Source organism: Mucilaginibacter sp. (genome assembly GCF_965225845.1).
Lineage (GTDB): Bacteria > Bacteroidota > Bacteroidia > Sphingobacteriales > Sphingobacteriaceae > Mucilaginibacter.
The window spans coordinates 464,454-485,618 of sequence record NZ_CBDDBL010000002.1; the positions used below are offsets into that span (position 1 = coordinate 464,454).

Below are 21,165 nucleotides of genomic sequence, written 5' to 3' on the forward strand. Positions count from 1 at the left end.
CGGTGGTCAGAGGCCAGAGATTTGAGGTCAGTTATAAGATTGATAATCTTATTCCACTTTATATCGATATACCTGCCTGCCTATATTGCCATCTATATCTATTCCCTCAATTATTACACGATAGGTACCTTTATTTCCGGCGTTAAAAAATTGGAAGCTTGCTTTGCCATCTTTATCAGTAACAATATTAGGGTTCCAGTAAATGGTGGAGCGTTGGTCGGCAATGGATTGGTTTGTTTTAGGATCGTCATATTGCGGCGAATAAAAAGTCCTTATCTTATAGTACCCAACAGGCGAATAGGTAATGATGCCGGGTGCAGGGCGTTTGTAGGAGTCTCTGGTAATATCATCGCCCCTTTTTGTGGTAATTACAATAATCCCACCTTTACCTGCCTGCGAGCCATATATAGCATAGCTACTACCTGTTCGCAACACCTCAATACTTTCAATGTCATTAATATTTAATGTATTAAATTCATCTGGCGATATAAATACACCATCTACATTAATAGATAAGCTCCCGCCACGGGTTGAATAAGGCACACCGTTAATAAAATTAATAAAAAACAACCTGCCTTGTAAGCACTGGTCTATAGTCGCACATCCCGTTGGTATCTGGTCGCCCACTAATACCTGGTCGGCATTGCCGGGGCCATTTAAATTAGCTGAATGTTTAAGCAGTATCCTTGTATCCTTCACCACTACCTCTTTTAAAACAATGGTTCGCTTGGCCAAACCGTATTTCATTTGCTGGTTAACCAAATCCTTACTGGCTTGCACATAGGTTGATAAGCCATCATAAACATTAACCTGGAAATCGGGCGCATTCTTATTATGACTTGAACCCTGAGGGCTTATGTCATCCAGGTCTATCTGCACATTTTTGTGATTCTTATCTGTACGCGCCTGGATAACAAACTTTACGCTATCGGGAAATGATAAGTTATTAAAAGAGAATTTACCTTTTGCATCGGTAACGGTATCGGTAAAAAACGTTTTACCGGCGGTTGTTAATAAGGTAACCTTACCATTTACGATGGGCTTGCCACCCGAAGTAGTAATATGCCCGCTAATGCGAAATGCTTTTTCAGGCTGATAAGCAGCTTCAGGAATATTATCATTCAACACCCTCCTCCAGTCAAAGCGATGATACCCCTGGGTGAGCATTAAAACGTCTAAATCATTTCGTACTTGTTCATCTGCATGAATAAAATAGTAATTAGGCTGTTCCACATATCCTTTAATGTCCGAGGTAAGCAAAAGGTTAGTCAATATGGTGCTGGCTGAATTTTCGTCCTGAGGTACTTTGCTTTCGTCGGTAACCGCTACCGAAAAGCTGCCAACTACCGGTTTTGCATCGCTGTTTTTAGCATCAAAGGTGATATTAACTCTTTGGCGCAAGCCATATTTTTTTTCAGCTTTCACATCCAGTTTAAGCTGATCATCGTTTTGAATGAATACTAAGCGTTCGTTCAACGGCTCGCCCTTTGATGAGAAAAGTGTGAACTGAATTACTCCCGTAGGTAATCTTTTTTTACTGATGGATGCCGTAAAGCTTGCTGATCCCGGGTTACTTTTCGCAGCATAACATACTTCGCCATCTGCTTGCGCTATGAGGCTTAAAGTATCCTGCGGATCTTCATCACGGATTTGTTGATTGGATATTATTTTGATCCTGAGTTTACCTGTATCACTATTATTTATAGTTAAAACATAGCCCTTGTCAACAGGTTTTGGCAATGCTACTGTGTTTGAGGAGCCATCAGCATAAGTAATATGTGCCGTGTAATTTTCGCCGGCTTGCGGTAAAAGGTTAAAAACCCCCATCCCCAAATGCTGGCTGCTGAATGAGGTTATGGTATTGCCCTTCGAATCGGTTATTGTTCCTTTTATATCCTTGCCTAACCCATCGGCGCCCACTGCTTTAAAGGCCACTTTTGAATTGATATCATTTACAAGCGTTCCGCTCTCGGGGAAAAATTGTACATCAATGTTAGCAGATGCTGCTCTTACAGGGATAACTTTAGTAACAAAATCAGTTTTACCGGTTTTAATAACAGTGTTGATCCTGCCTGAATTTAATGGCAGCGCCCCAACCGGAGCCAGGAAGCTGATATTGATATTACCTTTATCATCGGTTGTTGCTTTGCCCCTGATAATTGTTTTCGTATCGAAATCTACGGTATATTTTACTTCGGTGTTCGCAAGGGCATTACCGGCTCCGTTACTATAACTGATCAGCGCGTTTACCTGCTGCCGCCCGTTTTGGATACTGTAAGAATAGGTAGTATGCGCGTCAATTTTATCAAACGCGTCAATAATTCTGATCGGCTCATCAAAAAAATAATCTTCGCCGGCATTGCGCATCCAGTTGGTGTAGGCCCGAATGCGGTAATTACCCTCGGCCAAAGTATCCGACAGCGCAAAATCGCCCCATGTTAAGCCATTTACCAATGGCAGCTTAATATGCCTTTTTACAGAATCGCGGTCGTCTATCAGCTCTACATTTAAAACGCCGCTTAACGCGGTTAATTCGTGCTGGCTGCCTATGGTAACGTAGGCTTTAAACCATATATCATCACCCGCGGCATAATAAGGCTTATCCAATTGCAGGTAAACTTTCTCAACCGGGTTTTTAAGCACCCATTTATTCAGCTGAAGCGCTATTTTTTGGATAGGATAAGTATCGGCCACAACAAAGCCTACAAGGGCAGTAATGCTTGTTACAAATAGCAAACCGATGAGTAACTTCCTGTAGTTCATAATGGTAATACAATGTCAGGAAAAAATATGATAAGGTTTAAATGATAACAATACTGTTACCAACACAAAACGTTAAAACTTATTTTTCCACATCATGCTTTCAACAGGCCTTGTGGTAGGATTGCTGTATTTAGCATTGTTTTTGGTGTTGTACATGGTTTCTATCTCGCCTTCAACTACAAAATAAATTAACTGGCCAATTGGCATGCCCGCGTAAATACGAACAGGCTGGGCGCAGGATATTTCCAGCGTCCAGGTATTGCAGAAGCCTACATCACCTTTACCGGCGGTAGCATGTATGTCAATACCCAAACGGCCCGTACTCGATTTGCCCTCTAAAAAAGGAACATGCGCATGGGTTTCGGTATATTCCAACGTCACACCTAAATACAAGGTATTGGGCTGTAAGGTAAATCCTTCCTTCGGGATTTCGAAAGAATCTATCTCGTTATGCAGTTTGGCGTCCAGCACCCTGTCACGATAAGTTGCCAAATGCTTTCCTAAATGTACATCATAGCTGTTCGTGCCCAAACAATCGCGCAAAAAGGGCTCAATAATAATGGTACCTTTATCTATTTCTTCGAGGATGCGCTTGTCTGACAGTATCATAGCTTTTGCTGCTTAGGTAGCTAAATTATAATTATTTGACTTAAGTTTGCCATCCTTTTTGCAATTTTACTTATATGGCAGTAGTATACCGGCATCGGGTTGATGATTATACAGAATTCGCGCTTTGGAAGATCGAGGAAAAAGCGGCCGATCTGTATAAACAGTTACAGTTAGACGAACACGAAAAAGCTTATTTTGAAAAAATAAGCACCAGCAAGCGCCACTTGCACTGGTTAGGCACACGTGTGCTTTTACGTACCATGCTGCGCACTGATGAGTACATCGACTGCAAAACCGACATCCATGGTAAGCCTTACCTCGTGAATCTGCCTTATCACATCTCGTTCAGCCATTCGTTTGATTATGCGGCAGTAATGATGAGCAGAAACGCGCCGGTTGGTATTGATATTGAACAATTAAAAGAAAAGGTTGAGCGCATTGCTTCCAAATTTATGAAACCAGAAGAAATGGCTTTTATTAATGTCGGTGAACACCGCATAGAACATTTATATGTGTGTTGGTGCGGCAAAGAGGCTATTTATAAATGTTACGGGCAAAAAGAGGTATCGTTTGTGAACCATATTTCCTTAGCGCCATTTGAATTTGCAGAGCAGGGCAAGGTTGACGCGCATCTGCAAAAAGATGATGTATTGATTGATTATAAGGTGGAGTACATGCAATATGAGGATTACATGATAGGTTATGTAAAGGGAGAACCGAATGAAACAATCATGAACCATCCGCCAACAAATAATCAATAAAATGGCTCATGTTAGCTTCATTACCTTCTAAAAAAAAGATTACTTTAATGAAAAATAAGCAAGTAATATTTGATGACTGGGGACTAATAGACTACAAAGAAGCCTGGGAAAAACAGGAAGAATTGTTCAATAGCACAGTAAAATTGAAAACGGAAATCCGTAACAGGCAAAATTTGGCTATTGCTGAAGGTGGTATGGATGAAGAAATTACGTTAACACCAAACTATCTTATTTTTTGTGAACACCCTCACGTTTATACTTTAGGCAAAAGCGGCAAGTTTGAACACCTGCTTTTGGATGAAGAAAGATTAAAAGAGAAGGAAGCCGTTTATTACCCGGTTAATCGCGGTGGTGATATTACCTACCACGGCCCGGGGCAAATTGTTGGTTACCCAATACTGGATCTTGATAATTTTTTCACCGATATACATTTATACCTGCGCACGCTTGAGGAAGCCACTATACTTACACTTGCCGAGTACGGCCTAACAGCAGGCAGGTATCCCGGCTATACCGGTGTTTGGTTTGATGCCGATAATGACCACGCACGCAAAATATGTGCTTTGGGTGTACGCTGCAGCCGCTGGGTAACCATGCATGGTTTTGCGCTTAATGTAAATACTGATCTTTCTTATTTTGGTAATGTAGTCCCTTGCGGGATCGATGACAAAGCGGTAACATCTATGCAAGCTGAATTAGGGAAAGAAGTTGATATTAATGAAGTAAAAAAAATCCTTAAACACCATATTTCCGTATTATTCAATATGGAGATATTAGGATGAAAGCCATACAATTGATCATATTTACGTTGATTGCTTTAAGCGGCTGTACTAAAAAAACAGATGTAGCTGTAAGCAATAACATTACATATAAAGATTCAAGCATTTTGAAAATTGTTAAAAGCAATACCATAAGGTATCTGGCACTAGGTGATTCCTATACCATTGGCGAGTCTGTTTCACAGTCGCAGTCATTCCCTTACCAGCTTACCGATACCTTAGGCAAATTAGGGTTTAAAGTCGCGAATCCGGTTATCATAGCTACAACAGGCTGGACAACCCAAAATTTGATTGACGGTATTGCCCAATACAATCAGCATATGCCGCTATCCAATAATTATGATGTTGTTACCTTATTAATAGGTGTTAATGACCAGTATCAGGGCTTAAGCCAAACACTTTACCAACAGAATTTCGTGTTGCTGTTACAACAAGCTATATCTTATGCCAAAGGCGATAAAACAAGGGTGTTCGTATTGTCAATACCTGATTATGGTGTAACGCCATTTGCCGCAGGCGAAGATGCCACAATAGGGCCCGAAATAGACCAGTTTAACGCGATCAATCTACAGGAAAGCCGTGCTGCAGGTGTAAACTATCTTGATATAACCGGCATATCCCGCGAAGCGGCAACTAATCATGCCTTATTAGCGCCTGATGGCTTGCACCCTTCGGGGTTAATGTATGCGCAATGGATTGCAGGTTTAATGCCTATGGTTGTATCAAGGATTAATAAAACTAATTAATTAGTTTTATGATGAAAATATGGTCGCTTATTTTATTACTGATCGTATTTTCAACTGTTATATTCACGGGCTGTACTAAAAAATCAGCGGATGTAAATGACGGTAATTATGGTTTTAATGATTTAATTAACTTAAAGATAGTTAATACGGATACTATCCGTTATCTGGCACTTGGAGACTCCTATACAGTGGGGCAATCAGTATCCCAATCTCAGTCTTTCCCCTACCAGCTTACCACAGCGTTACAGGCTTTAGGATTTAAGCCAGCCCAACCAACAGAAATTGCAATCACAGGTTGGACATCTGCAGATTTGATCAATGGGATTGCTATGAATTCTCCATTACAGGATAATTACGATTTTGTGACCTTGCTGATTGGTGTTAATGACCAGCGCCTTGGCATTAGCGACAGTGTTTACCGTGCAAACTTTAATAAGCTTTTACAAACTGCCGTAACTTATGCTAAAGGCGAGAAAGGGAGGGTATTTGTGTTGTCGTTGCCGGATTATGGGGTTACACCTTTCGCAAACGGTCAGGACGCTGTAATCGGTCCGGAAATAGATCATTTTAACACAATTAACCTGCAGGAGAGTGAAAATGCAAAGGTGAACTATTATAATATTACTGCCATATCCCGCGAGGCGGCAACTAATTTATCGCTATTAGCAGCGGATGACCTGCATCCATCCGCTGCCATGTACGCGCAATGGGTACAAGGTTTATTGCCGATGGTTTTGGCAAGGGTAAATATTGCTAATTGAATATTCTTCTAATACAATAACCTGAATTTTATTGTCTGCTCGATAGCTTTCAGTTCGTTTAGCACCTCGGTATCATAACCTGCATCCACGTCAGTAATTACATAGCCAATTTGTGGATTGGTCACCAAAAACTCGCCGACGATATTGATGTTGTGGCGGGCGAATACATCATTAATTTTAGCCAAAATACCCGGCACGTTCTTGTGAATGTGTATTAACCGGTGCGCGTTATAAATACGCGGCGGTTGCAGATCAGGAAAATTACAGCTGGTGTGCGTTTTACCCTCGTTCATAAAAGCCATTACTCTTTTGGGAATAAAGTCGTCGTGACGGGGATTATGCTTAGGGTCGTCAAAAATTATAATGCCATTTTCGCAGGCAACCTCGGCCAGTTTACGACTTGCTATCTTACCAAAAATACCTATCACCTTTAACCTGCCTGCGTTTTGCAACTGCTCGGATGTTGGCTGGTTTTCCTCGTCGCAAAATAAGATACCGGCTTCCTCTAAATATTTATCCTGAATACTTTCCTGTACCCGGATGTTATAGCCCTCTTTGCGCATTTGCGCTAAGGCTTCATCCTCAATATTACCTACCACCAAACATTTAATGCGGTTTTTTGGGTAGGAGATAGCCCGCGGCAATTTGTTAATGTACAAAAACTCATCAAAGCTCGGGGTAATATGGTCGGCTTTTTCGGCAACTGATTTGCGCTCGATGTTTTCAGTAAAGGCAAAGAATTTTTTGATCATACCCGATTCCTTCAATTGGAAATCAGAATAACCATCGCCAATGCCAAAGATCTCGCCTGGCAGGTTCAATTCTTTTAATAGTTTAACCTTGCCGCCCTCCTGCGATAAGTGATTTTCGCGGTCATATCCAATAATATTTCCCTCGTCATCAAACACAAAAGTATTAGCGTAAATATTTTCCTTTTTAATGTGGTACTCCGTCACAACCGGGATAATAAACTCCTTAAACCCGCCGGATACGATCAACACCTCATCCTGGTGATTTTTAAAGAAGATGGTATTGCGCGAAAATGAAGTGGATACCTTTTTTTTAAGATGCGTGATCAGTTGCTTTAAATGGTCGCGGTTGGCTTGCAGCAATTTAACCCGGGCTTCCAGGCTTTGGGTGAACGATAAACGGCCTTCCATAGAAGCGTTGGTCAAGTCCTCTATTTGCTGGTATATTTTTTCCCTGTCGGGATGATTTTTAAGGGAGATGCGGGCTAATTCGTCTAAAGCTTCAACCTGTGTAAACGTGCTGTCGAAGTCTATTATAAAGTATTGATCCATTTAATTTTGATGTGCAATGCCTTGCAAATGCAGGCATGCAAATGTGCGAAATATTGAACTAATGGCCAGTTAAGAATTACCCGCAAATAACCGAATAAACTATGGATTTATAAACATTAAATTCTATTTCCTCAAAGCCGCGCACACATCCTTTACCGTTTCACTTATCTTCCTGAACTCAATGTTAATGGCAGCTTTGATCTTTGAGTTATCATAGTTATTGGTTAACGATGCCGTTTGGGCAGCTACCTTATCCATTGATGGATCCTTACCTGTGATTGCTGAAACTACAGATGCAGTACGCCATACCAATTCCATAATCCAGGGTTTAGCCAGCATTGATGGCCTTGGGATGCCGAAGCAATCCGCAATTTGGGCGGTGATGTTTTTATAGCTGATATTTTCCGCATTAATGATGTAGCGCTCGCCGGAAATATCGCTGTTCATCAGGTCGATCATGCATTTGGCAACATCGCGCACATCAACAAAGCCACCGGTGCCTTGGGTGTAAAACTTCAGCCCGGTGCGAACGGTAATAAATAACGCTCCTGTCCCCGTTTTGCCTGCATTCGGTCCGAGAATTAATGACGGATTTACAATAACCGCGTCTAAACCTTCGGCAATACCGCGCCAAACTTCCATTTCGCTGTGCAGTTTTGATATGGCATAGCCATCCTGCTCATTATTTTCATCGAGATGTGTTTCTTCGTTTATGAGTTTACCCGGCAATGCCTGGCCAATGGCTGCAATTGAGCTTACATGCAGCAATCGTATTCCTCGCTCATTACATAAATTAACCACATTGGCAGTACCCTCAACATTATTACGGATCATCAATTGCTTATCCTTTTGTTTTAATGATACCCAAGCCGCGGAATGGTAAACCTGTGTTACGCCATCGAGCGCATTCTCTAACGCGAAAATATCCAGTATATCAGCATCAACCCATTCAATTTGGGTTTGATAAGAAATGAGAATTTTAGGGATTGTTGAGCTTGCGCGTTTAATGCAGCGAATTTGTTTACCTGCATCTACCAGTTGCATGGCAAGCTCTGAACCTAAAAAACCTGTAGCGCCTGTAACCAGTATCATTTTATATGTAGATGAGTGTATTGCAAATGTGCATATAGATGTGCAGATGTGCAAATATGCAGATGGGGGCATATTCAAATGCAAAAACTTAATGCAATATTTACCCATAAAAACATCTTCAAATTTGCACATCCGCATATCTCCACATCCAAAAAAATCTGCACATTTGCACATTCGCACATCAATATGTCATTAACTGATTTTTTTTCACCTGTTGATCTGGATAAGATCACGCCTAAAAAAGGATATTATACCAGCCATCTGGGTGATAAGATCGTAAAGCACACCGATCAGTTCCCTGACATGGAAGTTAAATTTGATATCGCCATCATTGGTGTTAAGGATGACCGCAATGCTATAGATAATTCAGGTTGCGGATTAGGGCCGGACTATATCCGCGAAAAATTATACCAGCTGAATGAAGGTGCCTATGAAACCAAAATAGTTGATTTGGGTAATATCAAGCCGGGTGCCACCGTTACCGATACTTATTTTGCCCTAAAAACTGTAGTTGCCGAATTGATCAAAAACGATATTATCCCGGTGATCATAGGCGGCGGGCAGGACCTAACCTACGCCCAATATATGGGTTATGAAGAGCTTGAGCAGAAAGTTGACCTGGTAGTGATCGATTCTCATTTTGATTTGGACGATGATACCACCCCGGAAAGTATCGAAACCACTTCCACATCTTACCTTAACAAAATATTCCTGCACGAGCCTAATTATCTGTTCAACTATAGTAACCTGGGTTATCAAACCTATTTTACAAGCCAGGATGGATTGAGGATGATGGAAAAGCTTTTTTTTGATGTGCATCGCCTTGGTAACTTAAGCGGGCAAATTGCCTACGCCGAACCCATTATACGCAATGCCAATATGGTGAGCTTTGATATTAACGCCATCCGTTCATCTGATGCAATGGGAAATGCTAACGCTACGCCAAACGGGTTTTATGGCGAAGAAGCCTGCCAGTTAGCACGATATGCAGGTTTTAATGATAAACTGACCTCTATTGGTTTTTACGAATTTAACCCGGCTTACGATAATAACGGGCAAACCGCCATGTTGCTGGCGCAAATGATTTGGTATTTTGTGGATGGTGTGTATAATCGTAAAAAAGATTTCCCGCTCAATCCAAAATCTCAATACCTTATTTATAAAACCAGCTTAAAGCATGATGAGCATGAACTGGTGTTTGTAAAAAGCAAAAAAACCGATCGCTGGTGGATGCAGGTACCATACCCTACAGGCGGCTCAAAAAACGAGCGTTCGCACTTAGTGCCTTGCAGTTACGATGATTATAAAATTGCCATTTCGGGCGAAATGCCCGACCTTTGGTGGCGCACTTATCAAAAACTGGCGTAGCATACAATTCAATCCATTATTAAACGTTAATGGTTAATACTTTTTGTTTTTCATGAAAAAAATATTTTTAATTATATTGGCGTTATTTCCTGCTTTTACTTTCGCACAGGTAATCTCCAAACAAATGCCCGCCCCGCAATCTACTGAAGAGCCGCAGCCATTTTTAATACAAACCAAAGTTGGTGAAATAGGCGCACCTGCAAAAGCATTCCTGATCTATCGGCTTGGAGAAAACAATGTGATCGATTCATCGGCCATTGTATCCGGCAACTTTGATTTTACAGGCACGGTTATTAATCCAACCAATGCCATATTATTGATAGACCATAAAGGTGTGGGTTTCTCTAACCTTAATAAAGATGCTGATGGATTAAGCTTTTACATTGAAAAGGGCACAATACATATCGCTACAACAGCAGATTCAATTTCAAAAGCAGTAATTACCGGCTCGCAGATCAATGACGACAATAAAAAATTGATGGCGCAACTAAAACCCATACAGGACGAAGCCCAGCAATTGTATGCACTGGTAAAAAAGGCAACGCCGGAGGAGCAAAACTCCGAAGAGTTTATGAGCGGGATGGATGCCAGGCGCAAAAAACTTCAGTTAGAACAAACCGCGTCATTGGAGAAATTTATCAGGGAAAACCCTAACAGTTACCTAAGCTTACTGGCTTTAAGTTCGCTTGGCCCTAAAATGGATCCGTCAGAACTGGAGCCTTTGTATAATGGCCTTTCGCAAAATTTAAAGGAAATGGAAGGGGGCAAAATGATCAAAAAATCAATTGATGCCTTAAAACCTACCGAAATAGGAGCAGTTGCGCCCGATTTTACTGAGAGTGATGTAAATGGCAACCCCGTTTCGCTGTCATCATTCCGTGGTAAATATGTACTGATCGATTTTTGGGCATCGTGGTGTGGCCCATGCCGACAGGAAAACCCTAACGTGGTTAAAGCTTATAATAAATTCAAAACCAAAAACTTCACTATATTAGGCGTTTCGCTTGATAAAGCTGATGGGAAGGATAGCTGGCAGGCAGCGATCAAAGCTGACGGGCTGGGCTGGACCCAGGTATCTGACCTTAATTTTTGGAATAATAAAGTTGCCTTGTTATACGCCGTTCAATCTATCCCGCATAACTTCCTGATCGACCCTAATGGTAAAATTATTGCAAAAGACCTGCGCGGCAACGACCTTGACGCCAAGTTGACACAGATATTTGGTAAAATGTAAGTATAACAGCTATATTTTATTATTTTTACCAAAGTACCCCAACTGACATCTTATTATTTAAAATGAAAAAACTAATCCTATTGGCGCTGGCCGCTGCTCCGTCATTATTGTTTGCACAGGAAAACTTTGTTATTAAAGGCAAAGTGGGGGCCCTTAATTCTCCATCAAAAATATTTTTAAGCTATCGCTCAGGCACTGCTATTAAAACAGATTCAAGCGCAATTAAAAACGGCGAGTTTATGTTTGGCGGCAACGTGCCTGATATTACCCGTGCAACATTATTGGTTGATTACAAAGGCGCGGGCATGCAAAGTATCAACCGCCAATCTGCCGATATGCTTAGCGTATTTTTAGTTAACGGTACAACCGAGATAAAAAGTAAAGACTCATTAAAAAACGCCAAAGTTACCGGCACTAAGGTAAATGAAGACAACCAGCGTTTTATTGCCTTTTTAAAACCGGTTAATGATGCAAACAACGCCTTAGAAGCTGAATACGAAGCAATGCCAAAAGAAAAACGCGATGCAGCTTTTAATGATTATATCGATAAAAAAAGTGATGCCATCTCTATAAAAGAAAGAGCATTGGATTCATTATACATCAGTGCCAATCCTGATTCATACATGAGCTTACAGGCATTGCGTGGTATGGGCGGCCCGTACCCGGTTTATGGCCAGTTGGCTCCGGAGTTTGCCAAACTATCACCATCGCTTCGCGCAACCAAGGCCGGTGCTGATTATCAAAAATATTTAGATGTTATTAAAAGCGTATCGGTAGGTGCTATGGCTCCTGATTTTGCTCAACCGGATACCAACGGAACAATGCTGAGCCTGTCATCATTTAAGGGAAAATACGTACTGCTTGATTTTTGGGCATCATGGTGCGGCCCTTGCCGTGCAGAAAACCCGAATGTGGTAAAAGCATTCAATAACTTTAAAAATAAAAACTTTACTATCCTGAGCGTATCCTTAGATCGCCCGGGTAAAAGAGATAACTGGATTAAAGCGATCAATAAAGACGGCTTAGCCTGGAACCATGTATCCGACCTGAAATTTTGGGATAATGATGCCGCCAAATTATATGGCATCCAGGCCATCCCGCAAAACCTGCTAATTGATCCAAGCGGAAAAATTGTTGCCAAGGACCTTTTTGGTGATGCTTTGGAAAAGAAATTAGGCGAGATATTCGGAACGATGTAATTATTCCCGCGAATCCTGTAAAGACGGCAAAGTCCGGAAGTGTTTAGCTTTCGGACTTTTTGTTTTTTAATCTATATTTACGCCACTTATCCTTTTACATGAAAAGAACAATAATCGCCTTTTGTTTATTCCTGCCGTTGATTACTTCTGCACAAAATGGCAATTTTATCATTAAAGGCAAAATTGCCAATCTGGATAGCCCGGCAACCGTATTTTTAATATACAATGGGGCAATAAATGGGAAAGAAACTTTAACTAACGGCGAGTTTGAATTCACGGGGCAAATAGGGCAAACTACCGAGGCCTATTTGACAATTAATACAAAAGCAAAATCGTACTCCTACACAAACGGTACTAAGTTTTACTTAGAATCGGGAAACATATCAATTACCTGCCCTGATACATCATTAGATAAATCGGTTATTAATGGTACTAATACCAATAATGCCGAAAATGCTTACAAGGCGATACTACAACCCATTGAAACCCGCGACGGTCAATTAGAAACATTAGACACCGGCGCTACTGAGGCTCAAAAAAAATCTCCGGAGTTTTTGAGGGATCTGGAATTTAAAAATAAAGCGCTTGAAGCGGAAAGGCGTGAAATAAATAAAAAATTTATACTGGATAATCCCTCGTCAATTGTCAGCCTTGATGCCTTAAACTCATATGCAAGTTATTCAAATTATGAGGGCATTAAAGTGCTTTACGACCAGCTAAGCCCTGAAGTAAAAAATAGCCCTGCAGGATTATCCTATGCACAGCAATTGGAAAAGATGAATGCTGTAGCAATTGGTCAAATAGCGCCGGATTTTTTATTGGCTGATACCAATAGCCAATATGTAGCGCTTTCAACATTTAAAGGTAAATATGTATTACTTGATTTTTGGGCGTCGTGGTGCCCTGTTTGCCGTGAGTCTAACCCGGGCGTGGTGAAAGTTTATGCTCAATACAAAAGTAAAAACTTCACAGTGCTTAGTGTATCATTAGATAGAATAAATCAAAAGCAGGCCTGGATGAATGCCATTCATCATGATGGCCTTACATGGACGCAATTGTGGGATTTAAATAGTAAAGTTACACTGATGTATAGCCTGACCGCAATACCGCAAAACTTCCTGATAGACCCTACAGGGAAAATTATTGCACGTAACCTTGATGAAGATCAGCTGGCAGCAAAACTGGCTGAGCTGTTTACAAAGTAATCTACAACAAATCAAAGCCAATATCTTTCCTGAAATACATGCCATCGTAGTAAATACGGGCAGCATCGGCAGTTGCCTGTTGTAACGCGCTAAACATATCATTTTGCAATGAGGTAATAGCCAATACCCTTCCGCCTGAAGTTTTAATTTCTTCGCCATCAAGGTAAGTGCCTGCATGGAAAACCTGCGAGCCGCGCACGTTTTCAATATTGCTTATCACTTTATCTTTCAAATATTCGCCCGGGTAACCGCCGGCAACCATTACTACGGTAGCGGCAACTTTATCCGATATGATCAATTCTTTTTCGTTCAGTTTACCTTCGGCTACGCCGGATAGCAAATCAACGAGGTCGGATTCAATTCGCATCATCACGCTTTCCGTTTCCGGGTCGCCCATGCGGCAGTTGTATTCTATCATGTACGGTTCGCCGTAGCAGTTCATCAGACCGATAAAAATAAAGCCTTTGTAGGATATGCCGTCGCTTTTTAATCCCTCAATAGTAGGAATCACCATTCTTTCTTCAACCTTTTTCAAAAACTCCGCATCCGCAAATGGTACCGGTGATACCGAACCCATGCCGCCGGTGTTTAAACCGGTATCGCCTTCGCCAATACGTTTATAATCCTTGGCTGATGGCAGCATTTTATAATTAGTCCCATCTGTCAGCACAAAAACAGAAAGCTCAATGCCCTGTAAAAATTGCTCAACAACAACCTTCGAGCTGGCATCTCCGAATTTGGCGTTTGTTAACATTTCTATTAATTCCTGTTGTGCTTCCTCTAAACTCAGGCAGATCAAAACACCTTTGCCTGCCGCTAATCCGTCAGCCTTTAAAACGATCGGTAAACCGATGGTTGGCAGGTAGTCAAATCCTTCCTGTAAAGTTTCGCGGGTAAAAGTTTTTGATGCAGCTGCCGGGATGTTGTGGCGCTCCATAAATTGCTTGGAGAAATCCTTGCTACCTTCCAGTTGCGCGCCCTCAGCTTGTGGGCCGATAACCGGGATGTGCCTGATTTGCTCATCATTTAAAAAGAAATCATGAATCCCTTTTACCAATGGCTCTTCTGGTCCCACCAAAACTAAATTGATCGCGTTAGCTAAGGCAAATTGTTTAATGCCTTCAAAATCGGTAACCTTAATATTTACGTTGGTGCCATACTGGCCCGTGCCCGCGTTGCCGGGGGCGATAAAAAGGTTTTCACATTTTTCGCTTTGCGATAATTTCCAGGCGAAGGCGCTTTCCCTTCCGCCCGAACCAAGGACAAGGATGTTCATGGCGGCAAAGATAATTATTTGCGTGTAGGATATGATATTTATAAATTCACCATAATTTTCAACTGAATTTATGCGTATTGGAATAGTCAGAATATTATTATGCAGCCTGTTTTTTATAACTAAGCTTACTTGTTGCTTTGGGCAATTTGTAATGTACCATAATTATAATGTAGAATCCCGTTTAAAAGGACCGGTTGACTCGGTTATAACAACAACTTGTTTTATTAATAAATATGGCGGGCAAACTTCAACTACAGATGTTTACAAATGTATAGCGTTATATGATAAAAAGTCTCAATTGGTTGTTGTTTACGATTATTCATATTATGATTTTGATGGAGGATTTGCCAGTAAGCGCAACCCTGTAAAAACAAAGTATACTTATGATGTCGTTGGAAATTTGACTCAACTAACAAGATATTTCGCTTCAGGAAAACTTTGGACAAGGAATATTTTCATAGTAAATAATAATGAGATTAGTGAAAAAGAATATTACTGCGTGGATAACAAAGTAACAGATTGGGATACAGTAAGGCTTGACGTTTATGGTAAAAATATTGAAAGAGATGATTATAGTCAAGGGTTAGGCTTATTCAGTAAAAGTTATTTTAAATATGATTTAAATGGAAAACAAATAGAAGAAGATTGTTATAGAGGTATAGGATCATTAATGTTTGTCCGTTATTGTAAATATGATGAAGATGGAAATCTGATCGAGGATCAACATCCAAATGGCGATAGCGAAGTTTATAAATATACCTATGAGAACTACGATAAAATGCACAACTGGACAATACAAACCAAGTATATTAAAGACAAGCCTTATGAAGTAATTGAAAGGCACATCACCTATTATTGATTGATAAAATAAGATAACTTTTATAATATCAAGTATCAAGATTTTAGGAACTAAAATGGCAGTTTTACTCGTTATTATGGCTAATTACTTGATACTTGATACTAAATACTTGATACCAATTTCTTACCTTTGCCTGCCATTATGACTTTTTGGATTGCTATGGCGCAATTGTTGAGTTCATAGCGTTTATATATCAGATTAAAACATGTTAGATTTTATTAGTAAGCTTTTTGGAAGCAAATCAGAACGGGATGTAAAAAGCATTCAGCCTATAGTTGAGAAGATCAAGGCGGAATTTGCTAAACTCGGCGATATAAGCAATGACGAGCTCCGGGCTAAAACCATAAATTTTAAAGAAACTATTGCGCAGGGCCTGTCAGGCATTGATACCGAATTACAAGCCATTAAGGATCGTACCGAAAACGAGCCGGATATGGATGTAAACGAAAAGGTTGAGCTTTATACCCAGATAGATAAACTGGAAAAAGACCGCAACAAAGAGCTGGAAGATATTTTAATGAATATCCTGCCGGAGGCTTTTGCGGTTGTTAAAGAAACTGCCCGCCGTTTTGCAGGTAATAAAACTATTGAGGTTACTGCTACTGATTTCGACCGCGAGCTTGCCGCTAAGAAATCTAACGTAGTGATCAAAGGCGATAAAGCTATCCACTACAATAGCTGGTTAGCTGCCGGAAACGAAGTTACCTGGGACATGGTTCATTACGATGTACAGCTGATTGGTGGTACCGTATTGCACCAGGGTAAAATTGCCGAAATGGCTACAGGTGAGGGTAAAACGCTGGTTGCTACCTTGCCTGCTTACCTAAATGCGCTTGCCGGACAAGGCGTACACATTGTAACCGTGAATGATTACCTGGCACGCCGTGACTCGGAGTGGATGGGCCCGTTATATGAATTCCATGGTTTGGCGGTTGATTGTATCGACAAGCACGAGCCAAACTCTGAAGAACGCCGCAAGGCTTATTTAGCTGATATTACTTTTGGTACCAATAATGAATTTGGTTTTGACTACCTGCGTGACAACATGACACGTAGTCCGGAAGAATTGGTGCAGCGCAAGCTGCATTTTGCCATGGTGGATGAGGTTGACTCCGTGTTGATCGATGATGCACGTACACCGTTGATCATTTCTGGTCCGATCCCCCGTGGTGATGAGCACGAGTTTTACGAATTGAAACCACGCATTGAGCGTTTGATCAATGTACAAAAATCATATGTAAATGGCGTATTGAACGAAGCTAAGGCACTCATCAACGAAGGTAAAACCGGTATTGATGAAGGCGGTTTATCATTATTACGTGCCTATCGCGGCCTGCCTAAAAGTAAAGCCTTAATTAAATTTTTAAGTGAAGGAGCTAACAGGCAGATCCTGCAAAAAACAGAGAACTATTACATGCAGGATTCCGCAAAGGAAATGCATAAGGTAGATGCCGAGCTATATTTTGTGATCGACGAAAAAAATAACCAGGTTGAACTGGCTGAAAAAGGCATAGAGCTGATCACCGCATCAGGCGAAGACCCGCATTTCTTCGTGATGCCTGATGTAGGCGGCGAGATCGCTAATATCGAGAAATCAGATATCCCGGCTGATGAAAAGATCGCCCGCAAGGATGAATTGATGCGCGATTTCTCTATCAAATCAGAGCGTATCCACTCGGTAAACCAGTTATTAAAAGCATACACTTTATTTGAAAAAGATACCGAGTATATTCTTGATGAAGGAAAGGTAAAAATTGTTGATGAGCAAACCGGCCGTGTATTGGATGGCCGCCGGTACTCCGATGGTTTGCACCAGGCAATTGAGGCTAAGGAAAATGTTAAGGTTGAGGATGCCACCCAAACAATGGCAACCATCACCCTGCAAAACTACTTCCGTATGTACCACAAGCTTTGCGGTATGACGGGTACTGCCGTTACTGAGGCAGGTGAGTTTTGGGAAATATATAAACTGGATGTGGTTGAAATTCCAACCAACACCCCGGCAAGCCGTGCAGATATGCAGGACCTGGTTTACCGCACCGTTCGCGAAAAATACAATGCCGTTGCCGACGAGATCGTTAAGTTAACACAAGCGGGCCGCCCGGTACTGGTGGGTACAACATCGGTAGAAATATCAGAACTATTAAGCCGCATGCTGAAGCTGCGCGGAATTAAACATAACGTACTGAATGCCAAAATGCACCAGAAAGAGGCCGATATTGTGGCTGAGGCCGGTAAAACAGGCACGGTAACCATCGCTACCAACATGGCTGGCCGTGGTACGGATATAAAATTAGGCCCAGGCGTTAAAGAAGCTGGTGGTTTAGCTATTGTTGGTACGGAGAGGCATGAATCTCGCCGTGTTGACAGGCAGTTACGTGGTCGTGCAGGCAGGCAGGGTGACCCGGGTTCATCACAATTCTTCGTATCCTTAGAGGATAACCTGATGCGTTTATTTGGTTCAGAGCGTATCTCAAACCTAATGGTACGTATGGGCGTTGAGGAAGGTGAAGTGATCCAGCACTCAATGATCTCCAAATCAATCGAGCGTGCGCAAAAGAAAGTGGAAGAAAATAACTTCGGTATCCGTAAACGTTTGTTAGAGTATGATGATGTTATGAACTCACAGCGTACCGTTATTTATGCTAAGCGTAAAAATGCCCTTTTCGGTGAACGCTTAGACGTGGATTTGAGCAACACCATTTTTGATGTGGTTGAGGACGTGGTTACCGAATACAAAGAGCAAAATAATTTTGAAGGGTTACAACTGGAAATCATCCGTTTGTTCTCGTTGGATATTGAAATCAGTCATGACGACTTTACTTCATCATCAGTTGACAAATTAACTGATATTATTTACGGTGAGGCGATGGACTTTTACAAACGTAAGGCCGAGGCTATAGCGCAACAAGCTTACCCGGTTTTAAAGGATGTTTATGATACCCGCGGCCAGTATGTAGAAAACATTGTGGTACCATTTACGGATGGTGTACACGGTATGCAAATTGCCGTTCCGCTTAAAAAAGCGATTGAGAACCATGGTTTGGAGGTGTTTAAATCTTTTGAAAAGAACGTGACACTTTCTGAGATCGATGACTCATGGAAAGAGCATTTGCGCGAGATGGATGAGTTAAAGCAATCAGTACAAAATGCCGTTTACGAACAAAAAGACCCTTTATTGGTTTATAAGTTTGAGGCTTTTGAATTATTTAGAAATATGCTTGCCGCGGTAAATAAAGAGATGGTTAGCTTCCTTTTCAGGGGTGGAATTGCGGTGCAGCAACAACCTGACGAAGTTCGCGAAGCAAAGCCATTGCCACGCAATGATATGAAACAAATGCGTACATCAAAAGCTGAAATGGTTACCGAAACCAACGGTGTACCAACCATGATTGATACCCGCGAGCAGCAAAAGCCAACCCCGATAAGGGCTGAGCAAAAAACTAACCGTAACGACCCTTGCCCTTGCGGTAGCGGTAAAAAATTTAAAAACTGCCACGGCCAGGGCCAGGCATAAGCTTACGGAGATGGGGAACAAGGGGTCTGCTTTAAAAACTGTTGCTGCCGTATCGGCAAAAATTGCAGTGCTTGCAGGATTGCTTATGCTGCCATCGTATATGTTTGCGCAAACCCGGGGTAAGGTAGAGGTTGATAAAGACCCTAAGGTTGATTCCCTGATCGGTAATTATTTGGTGGGTGGAAAAGCTGCCAAAGGTGGCGCTGCCGCTTCATCATATGGTTTCCGCATCCAGGTATTTAACGGATCGGACCGTAACGGAGCTTATACAGCACAGGCAAAGATACAGGACAGATTTCCCGAGCTGCATACCTATTTAAGCTATCGCGACCCAAACTTTAAGGTAAAAGTGGGTGATTTCAGGTCGAGGTTAGAGGCCGAGAAAATGGTAGAGGAAATGCGCCCAGCATTTACCGGGATGTATATCATATCCGAAAAAATTAATCTTCCCAAACTCGATACAGAATAATGAAAGAGCAGATCCAGGAATTAGCTAAAACTATATTTGATGAAGTGGTAGCCACGCGCCGCCACCTTCATTCGCATCCTGAACTTTCATTCCACGAAGTGGAAACTTCTGCATTTGTAGCTAAAAGATTGGATGAGTTAGGACTGACCTACCAGCGTATGGCTGACAATGGTTTAGTCGCGCTGATCAAAGGTGAAAAACCATCCGACCAGGTGGTAGCCCTCCGGGCTGATATGGACGCATTGCCTATTTTAGAGGCTAATGATGTTCCTTACAAATCGCAAAATACAGGTGTTATGCATGCTTGCGGGCATGATGCGCATACCTCGTCATTATTAGGTACAGCCAAAATATTAACCAGCTTAAAAAGCGAATTCGGTGGTATGGTTAAATTGATCTTTCAGCCTGCTGAAGAAAAACTGCCCGGTGGTGCCAGTTTAATGATCAAAGAAGGTGTGTTGGAAAATCCGGTTCCGCAAGCCGTTATCGGGCAGCACGTAATGCCATTGATCGAAGCGGGTAAGGTAGGTTTCCGTGCAGGCAAATATATGGCCTCTGCTGATGAGATCTACGTTACTGTAAAAGGTAAAGGCGGCCATGCTGCCCAACCCCAACAAAACATCGACCCTGTATTAATTACCGCGCATATATTAACCGCTTTACAGCAGGTGGTAAGCCGCTTTGCTGATCCTAAAACGCCGTCGGTTCTGTCATTTGGTAAAGTGATCGCCAACGGGGCAACCAACGTTATTCCAAACGAAGTTTATTTAGAAGGAACCTTCCGCACGATGGATGAAAAATGGCGCGCCGAGGCTCACATCAAAATGAAAAAACTGGCCGAAGGTATTGCCCAAAGCATGGGCGGCAGCTGCGATTTCAACATTATGAAAGGCTATCCTTTTTTAGTGAACGAGGAAAAGCTAACCGCATCAACCCGTGGTTTTGCCGAAGAATATTTAGGCAAGGAAAATGTACTCGACCTGGATATCTGGATGGCAGCAGAAGATTTTGCCTACTATTCACAGGTAGCGGATTCATGTTTTTACCGCTTAGGTACAAGAAATGAAAGTCGCGGCATTACCTCATCGGTACACACCCCAACCTTTGATGTGGAAGAATCGGCATTGCAACTAAGCACCGGTTTAATGGCCTATTTGGCTGTTAAGCAGTTGGGGAATTAAGAAACAGTCAATGGACAATAGACCATAGTCCAGGGCAATTATTAA

The 21,165-nt window shown here is 41.7% G+C and carries 17 protein-coding genes; 12 read left to right on the plus strand and 5 right to left on the minus strand.

Annotated features, from left to right (window positions below; translation table 11 throughout):
- Nucleotides 1-48: 48 nt before the first annotated feature.
- Both ACYZ0U_RS05920 and dcd read right to left on the minus strand, forming a co-directional pair.
- Entirely contained in the window at nt 49-2,763 is a 2,715-nt protein-coding gene (locus ACYZ0U_RS05920) for a carboxypeptidase-like regulatory domain-containing protein (protein ID WP_461450826.1), read from the minus strand.
- Nucleotides 2,764-2,835: 72 nt separating this feature from the next.
- Nucleotides 2,836-3,372 (minus strand): dCTP deaminase, encoded by a 537-nt coding sequence (gene dcd, locus ACYZ0U_RS05925; RefSeq protein ID WP_461450828.1) that lies wholly within the window; start codon nt 3,370-3,372, stop codon nt 2,836-2,838.
- Nucleotides 3,373-3,446: 74 nt separating this feature from the next.
- Between dcd and ACYZ0U_RS05930 the strand changes: the two genes are divergently transcribed.
- Genes ACYZ0U_RS05930 through ACYZ0U_RS05945 form a run of 4 tightly spaced genes read left to right on the plus strand, consistent with a single transcriptional unit; the run spans nt 3,447 to nt 6,419 of the window.
- On the plus strand, nt 3,447-4,133 hold the full coding sequence (locus ACYZ0U_RS05930; protein WP_461450830.1) for a 4'-phosphopantetheinyl transferase family protein: 687 nt from the start codon (nt 3,447-3,449) through the stop codon (nt 4,131-4,133).
- 47 nt (nt 4,134-4,180) lie between these two features.
- Entirely contained in the window at nt 4,181-4,915 is a 735-nt protein-coding gene (gene lipB / locus ACYZ0U_RS05935) for a lipoyl(octanoyl) transferase LipB (protein WP_461450832.1), read from the plus strand.
- Nucleotides 4,912-5,658: an SGNH/GDSL hydrolase family protein gene (locus tag ACYZ0U_RS05940; protein ID WP_461450834.1), complete on the plus strand. Its 747-nt coding sequence runs from the start codon at nt 4,912-4,914 to the stop codon at nt 5,656-5,658. Before lipB ends, ACYZ0U_RS05940 begins: the two co-directional genes overlap by 4 nt.
- Nucleotides 5,659-5,666: 8 nt before the next feature.
- Nucleotides 5,667-6,419: an SGNH/GDSL hydrolase family protein gene (locus ACYZ0U_RS05945; protein ID WP_461450836.1), complete on the plus strand. Its 753-nt coding sequence runs from the start codon at nt 5,667-5,669 to the stop codon at nt 6,417-6,419.
- 8 nt (nt 6,420-6,427) lie between these two features.
- Here the strand turns inward: ACYZ0U_RS05945 and ACYZ0U_RS05950 are convergent, their stop codons facing one another.
- Together ACYZ0U_RS05950 and ACYZ0U_RS05955 are read right to left on the minus strand one after the other, a co-directional pair.
- Nucleotides 6,428-7,720, minus strand: a complete 1,293-nt coding sequence (locus tag ACYZ0U_RS05950; RefSeq protein ID WP_461450839.1) for an HAD-IB family phosphatase — start codon at nt 7,718-7,720, stop codon at nt 6,428-6,430.
- Between the two features lie 123 nt (nt 7,721-7,843).
- Nucleotides 7,844-8,812, minus strand: coding sequence for an NAD-dependent epimerase/dehydratase family protein (locus tag ACYZ0U_RS05955; protein WP_461450841.1), 969 nt, complete (start codon nt 8,810-8,812; stop codon nt 7,844-7,846).
- 186 nt (nt 8,813-8,998) lie between these two features.
- Between ACYZ0U_RS05955 and ACYZ0U_RS05960 the strand changes: the two genes are divergently transcribed.
- From ACYZ0U_RS05960 to ACYZ0U_RS05975, 4 genes are all read left to right on the plus strand, one after another.
- Nucleotides 8,999-10,180, plus strand: a complete 1,182-nt coding sequence (locus ACYZ0U_RS05960; RefSeq protein ID WP_461453689.1) for a formimidoylglutamase — start codon at nt 8,999-9,001, stop codon at nt 10,178-10,180.
- 52 nt (nt 10,181-10,232) lie between these two features.
- Nucleotides 10,233-11,414 carry a redoxin domain-containing protein gene (locus ACYZ0U_RS05965; protein WP_461450843.1) on the plus strand — a complete coding sequence of 394 codons (1,182 nt, stop codon included), beginning with the start codon at nt 10,233-10,235 and terminating at the stop codon, nt 11,412-11,414.
- Between the two features lie 62 nt (nt 11,415-11,476).
- Nucleotides 11,477-12,613, plus strand: a complete 1,137-nt coding sequence (locus ACYZ0U_RS05970) for a redoxin domain-containing protein (protein ID WP_461450845.1) — start codon at nt 11,477-11,479, stop codon at nt 12,611-12,613.
- 98 nt (nt 12,614-12,711) lie between these two features.
- Nucleotides 12,712-13,818 (plus strand): redoxin domain-containing protein, encoded by a 1,107-nt coding sequence (locus ACYZ0U_RS05975; protein WP_461450847.1) that lies wholly within the window; start codon nt 12,712-12,714, stop codon nt 13,816-13,818.
- 1 nt (nt 13,819) lies between these two features.
- Here ACYZ0U_RS05975 and purD read toward each other — a convergent pair whose 3' ends face one another.
- Nucleotides 13,820-15,094, minus strand: a complete 1,275-nt coding sequence (purD, locus tag ACYZ0U_RS05980) for a phosphoribosylamine--glycine ligase (RefSeq protein WP_461450849.1) — start codon at nt 15,092-15,094, stop codon at nt 13,820-13,822.
- Between the two features lie 151 nt (nt 15,095-15,245).
- Between purD and ACYZ0U_RS05985 the strand changes: the two genes are divergently transcribed.
- From ACYZ0U_RS05985 to ACYZ0U_RS06000, 4 genes are all read left to right on the plus strand, one after another.
- Nucleotides 15,246-15,953: a hypothetical protein gene (locus tag ACYZ0U_RS05985; RefSeq protein ID WP_461450851.1), complete on the plus strand. Its 708-nt coding sequence runs from the start codon at nt 15,246-15,248 to the stop codon at nt 15,951-15,953.
- Between the two features lie 205 nt (nt 15,954-16,158).
- Complete coding sequence (secA, locus tag ACYZ0U_RS05990) at nt 16,159-19,470, plus strand: preprotein translocase subunit SecA (RefSeq protein WP_461450854.1); 3,312 nt, start codon at nt 16,159-16,161, stop codon at nt 19,468-19,470.
- 10 nt (nt 19,471-19,480) lie between these two features.
- Nucleotides 19,481-19,939: an SPOR domain-containing protein gene (locus tag ACYZ0U_RS05995; protein ID WP_461450856.1), complete on the plus strand. Its 459-nt coding sequence runs from the start codon at nt 19,481-19,483 to the stop codon at nt 19,937-19,939.
- Complete coding sequence (locus ACYZ0U_RS06000; RefSeq protein ID WP_461453690.1) at nt 19,936-21,120, plus strand: M20 metallopeptidase family protein; 1,185 nt, start codon at nt 19,936-19,938, stop codon at nt 21,118-21,120. The genes ACYZ0U_RS05995 and ACYZ0U_RS06000 overlap by 4 nt, the downstream gene beginning before the upstream one ends.
- The last annotated feature ends 45 nt before the right edge of the window (nt 21,121-21,165 follow it).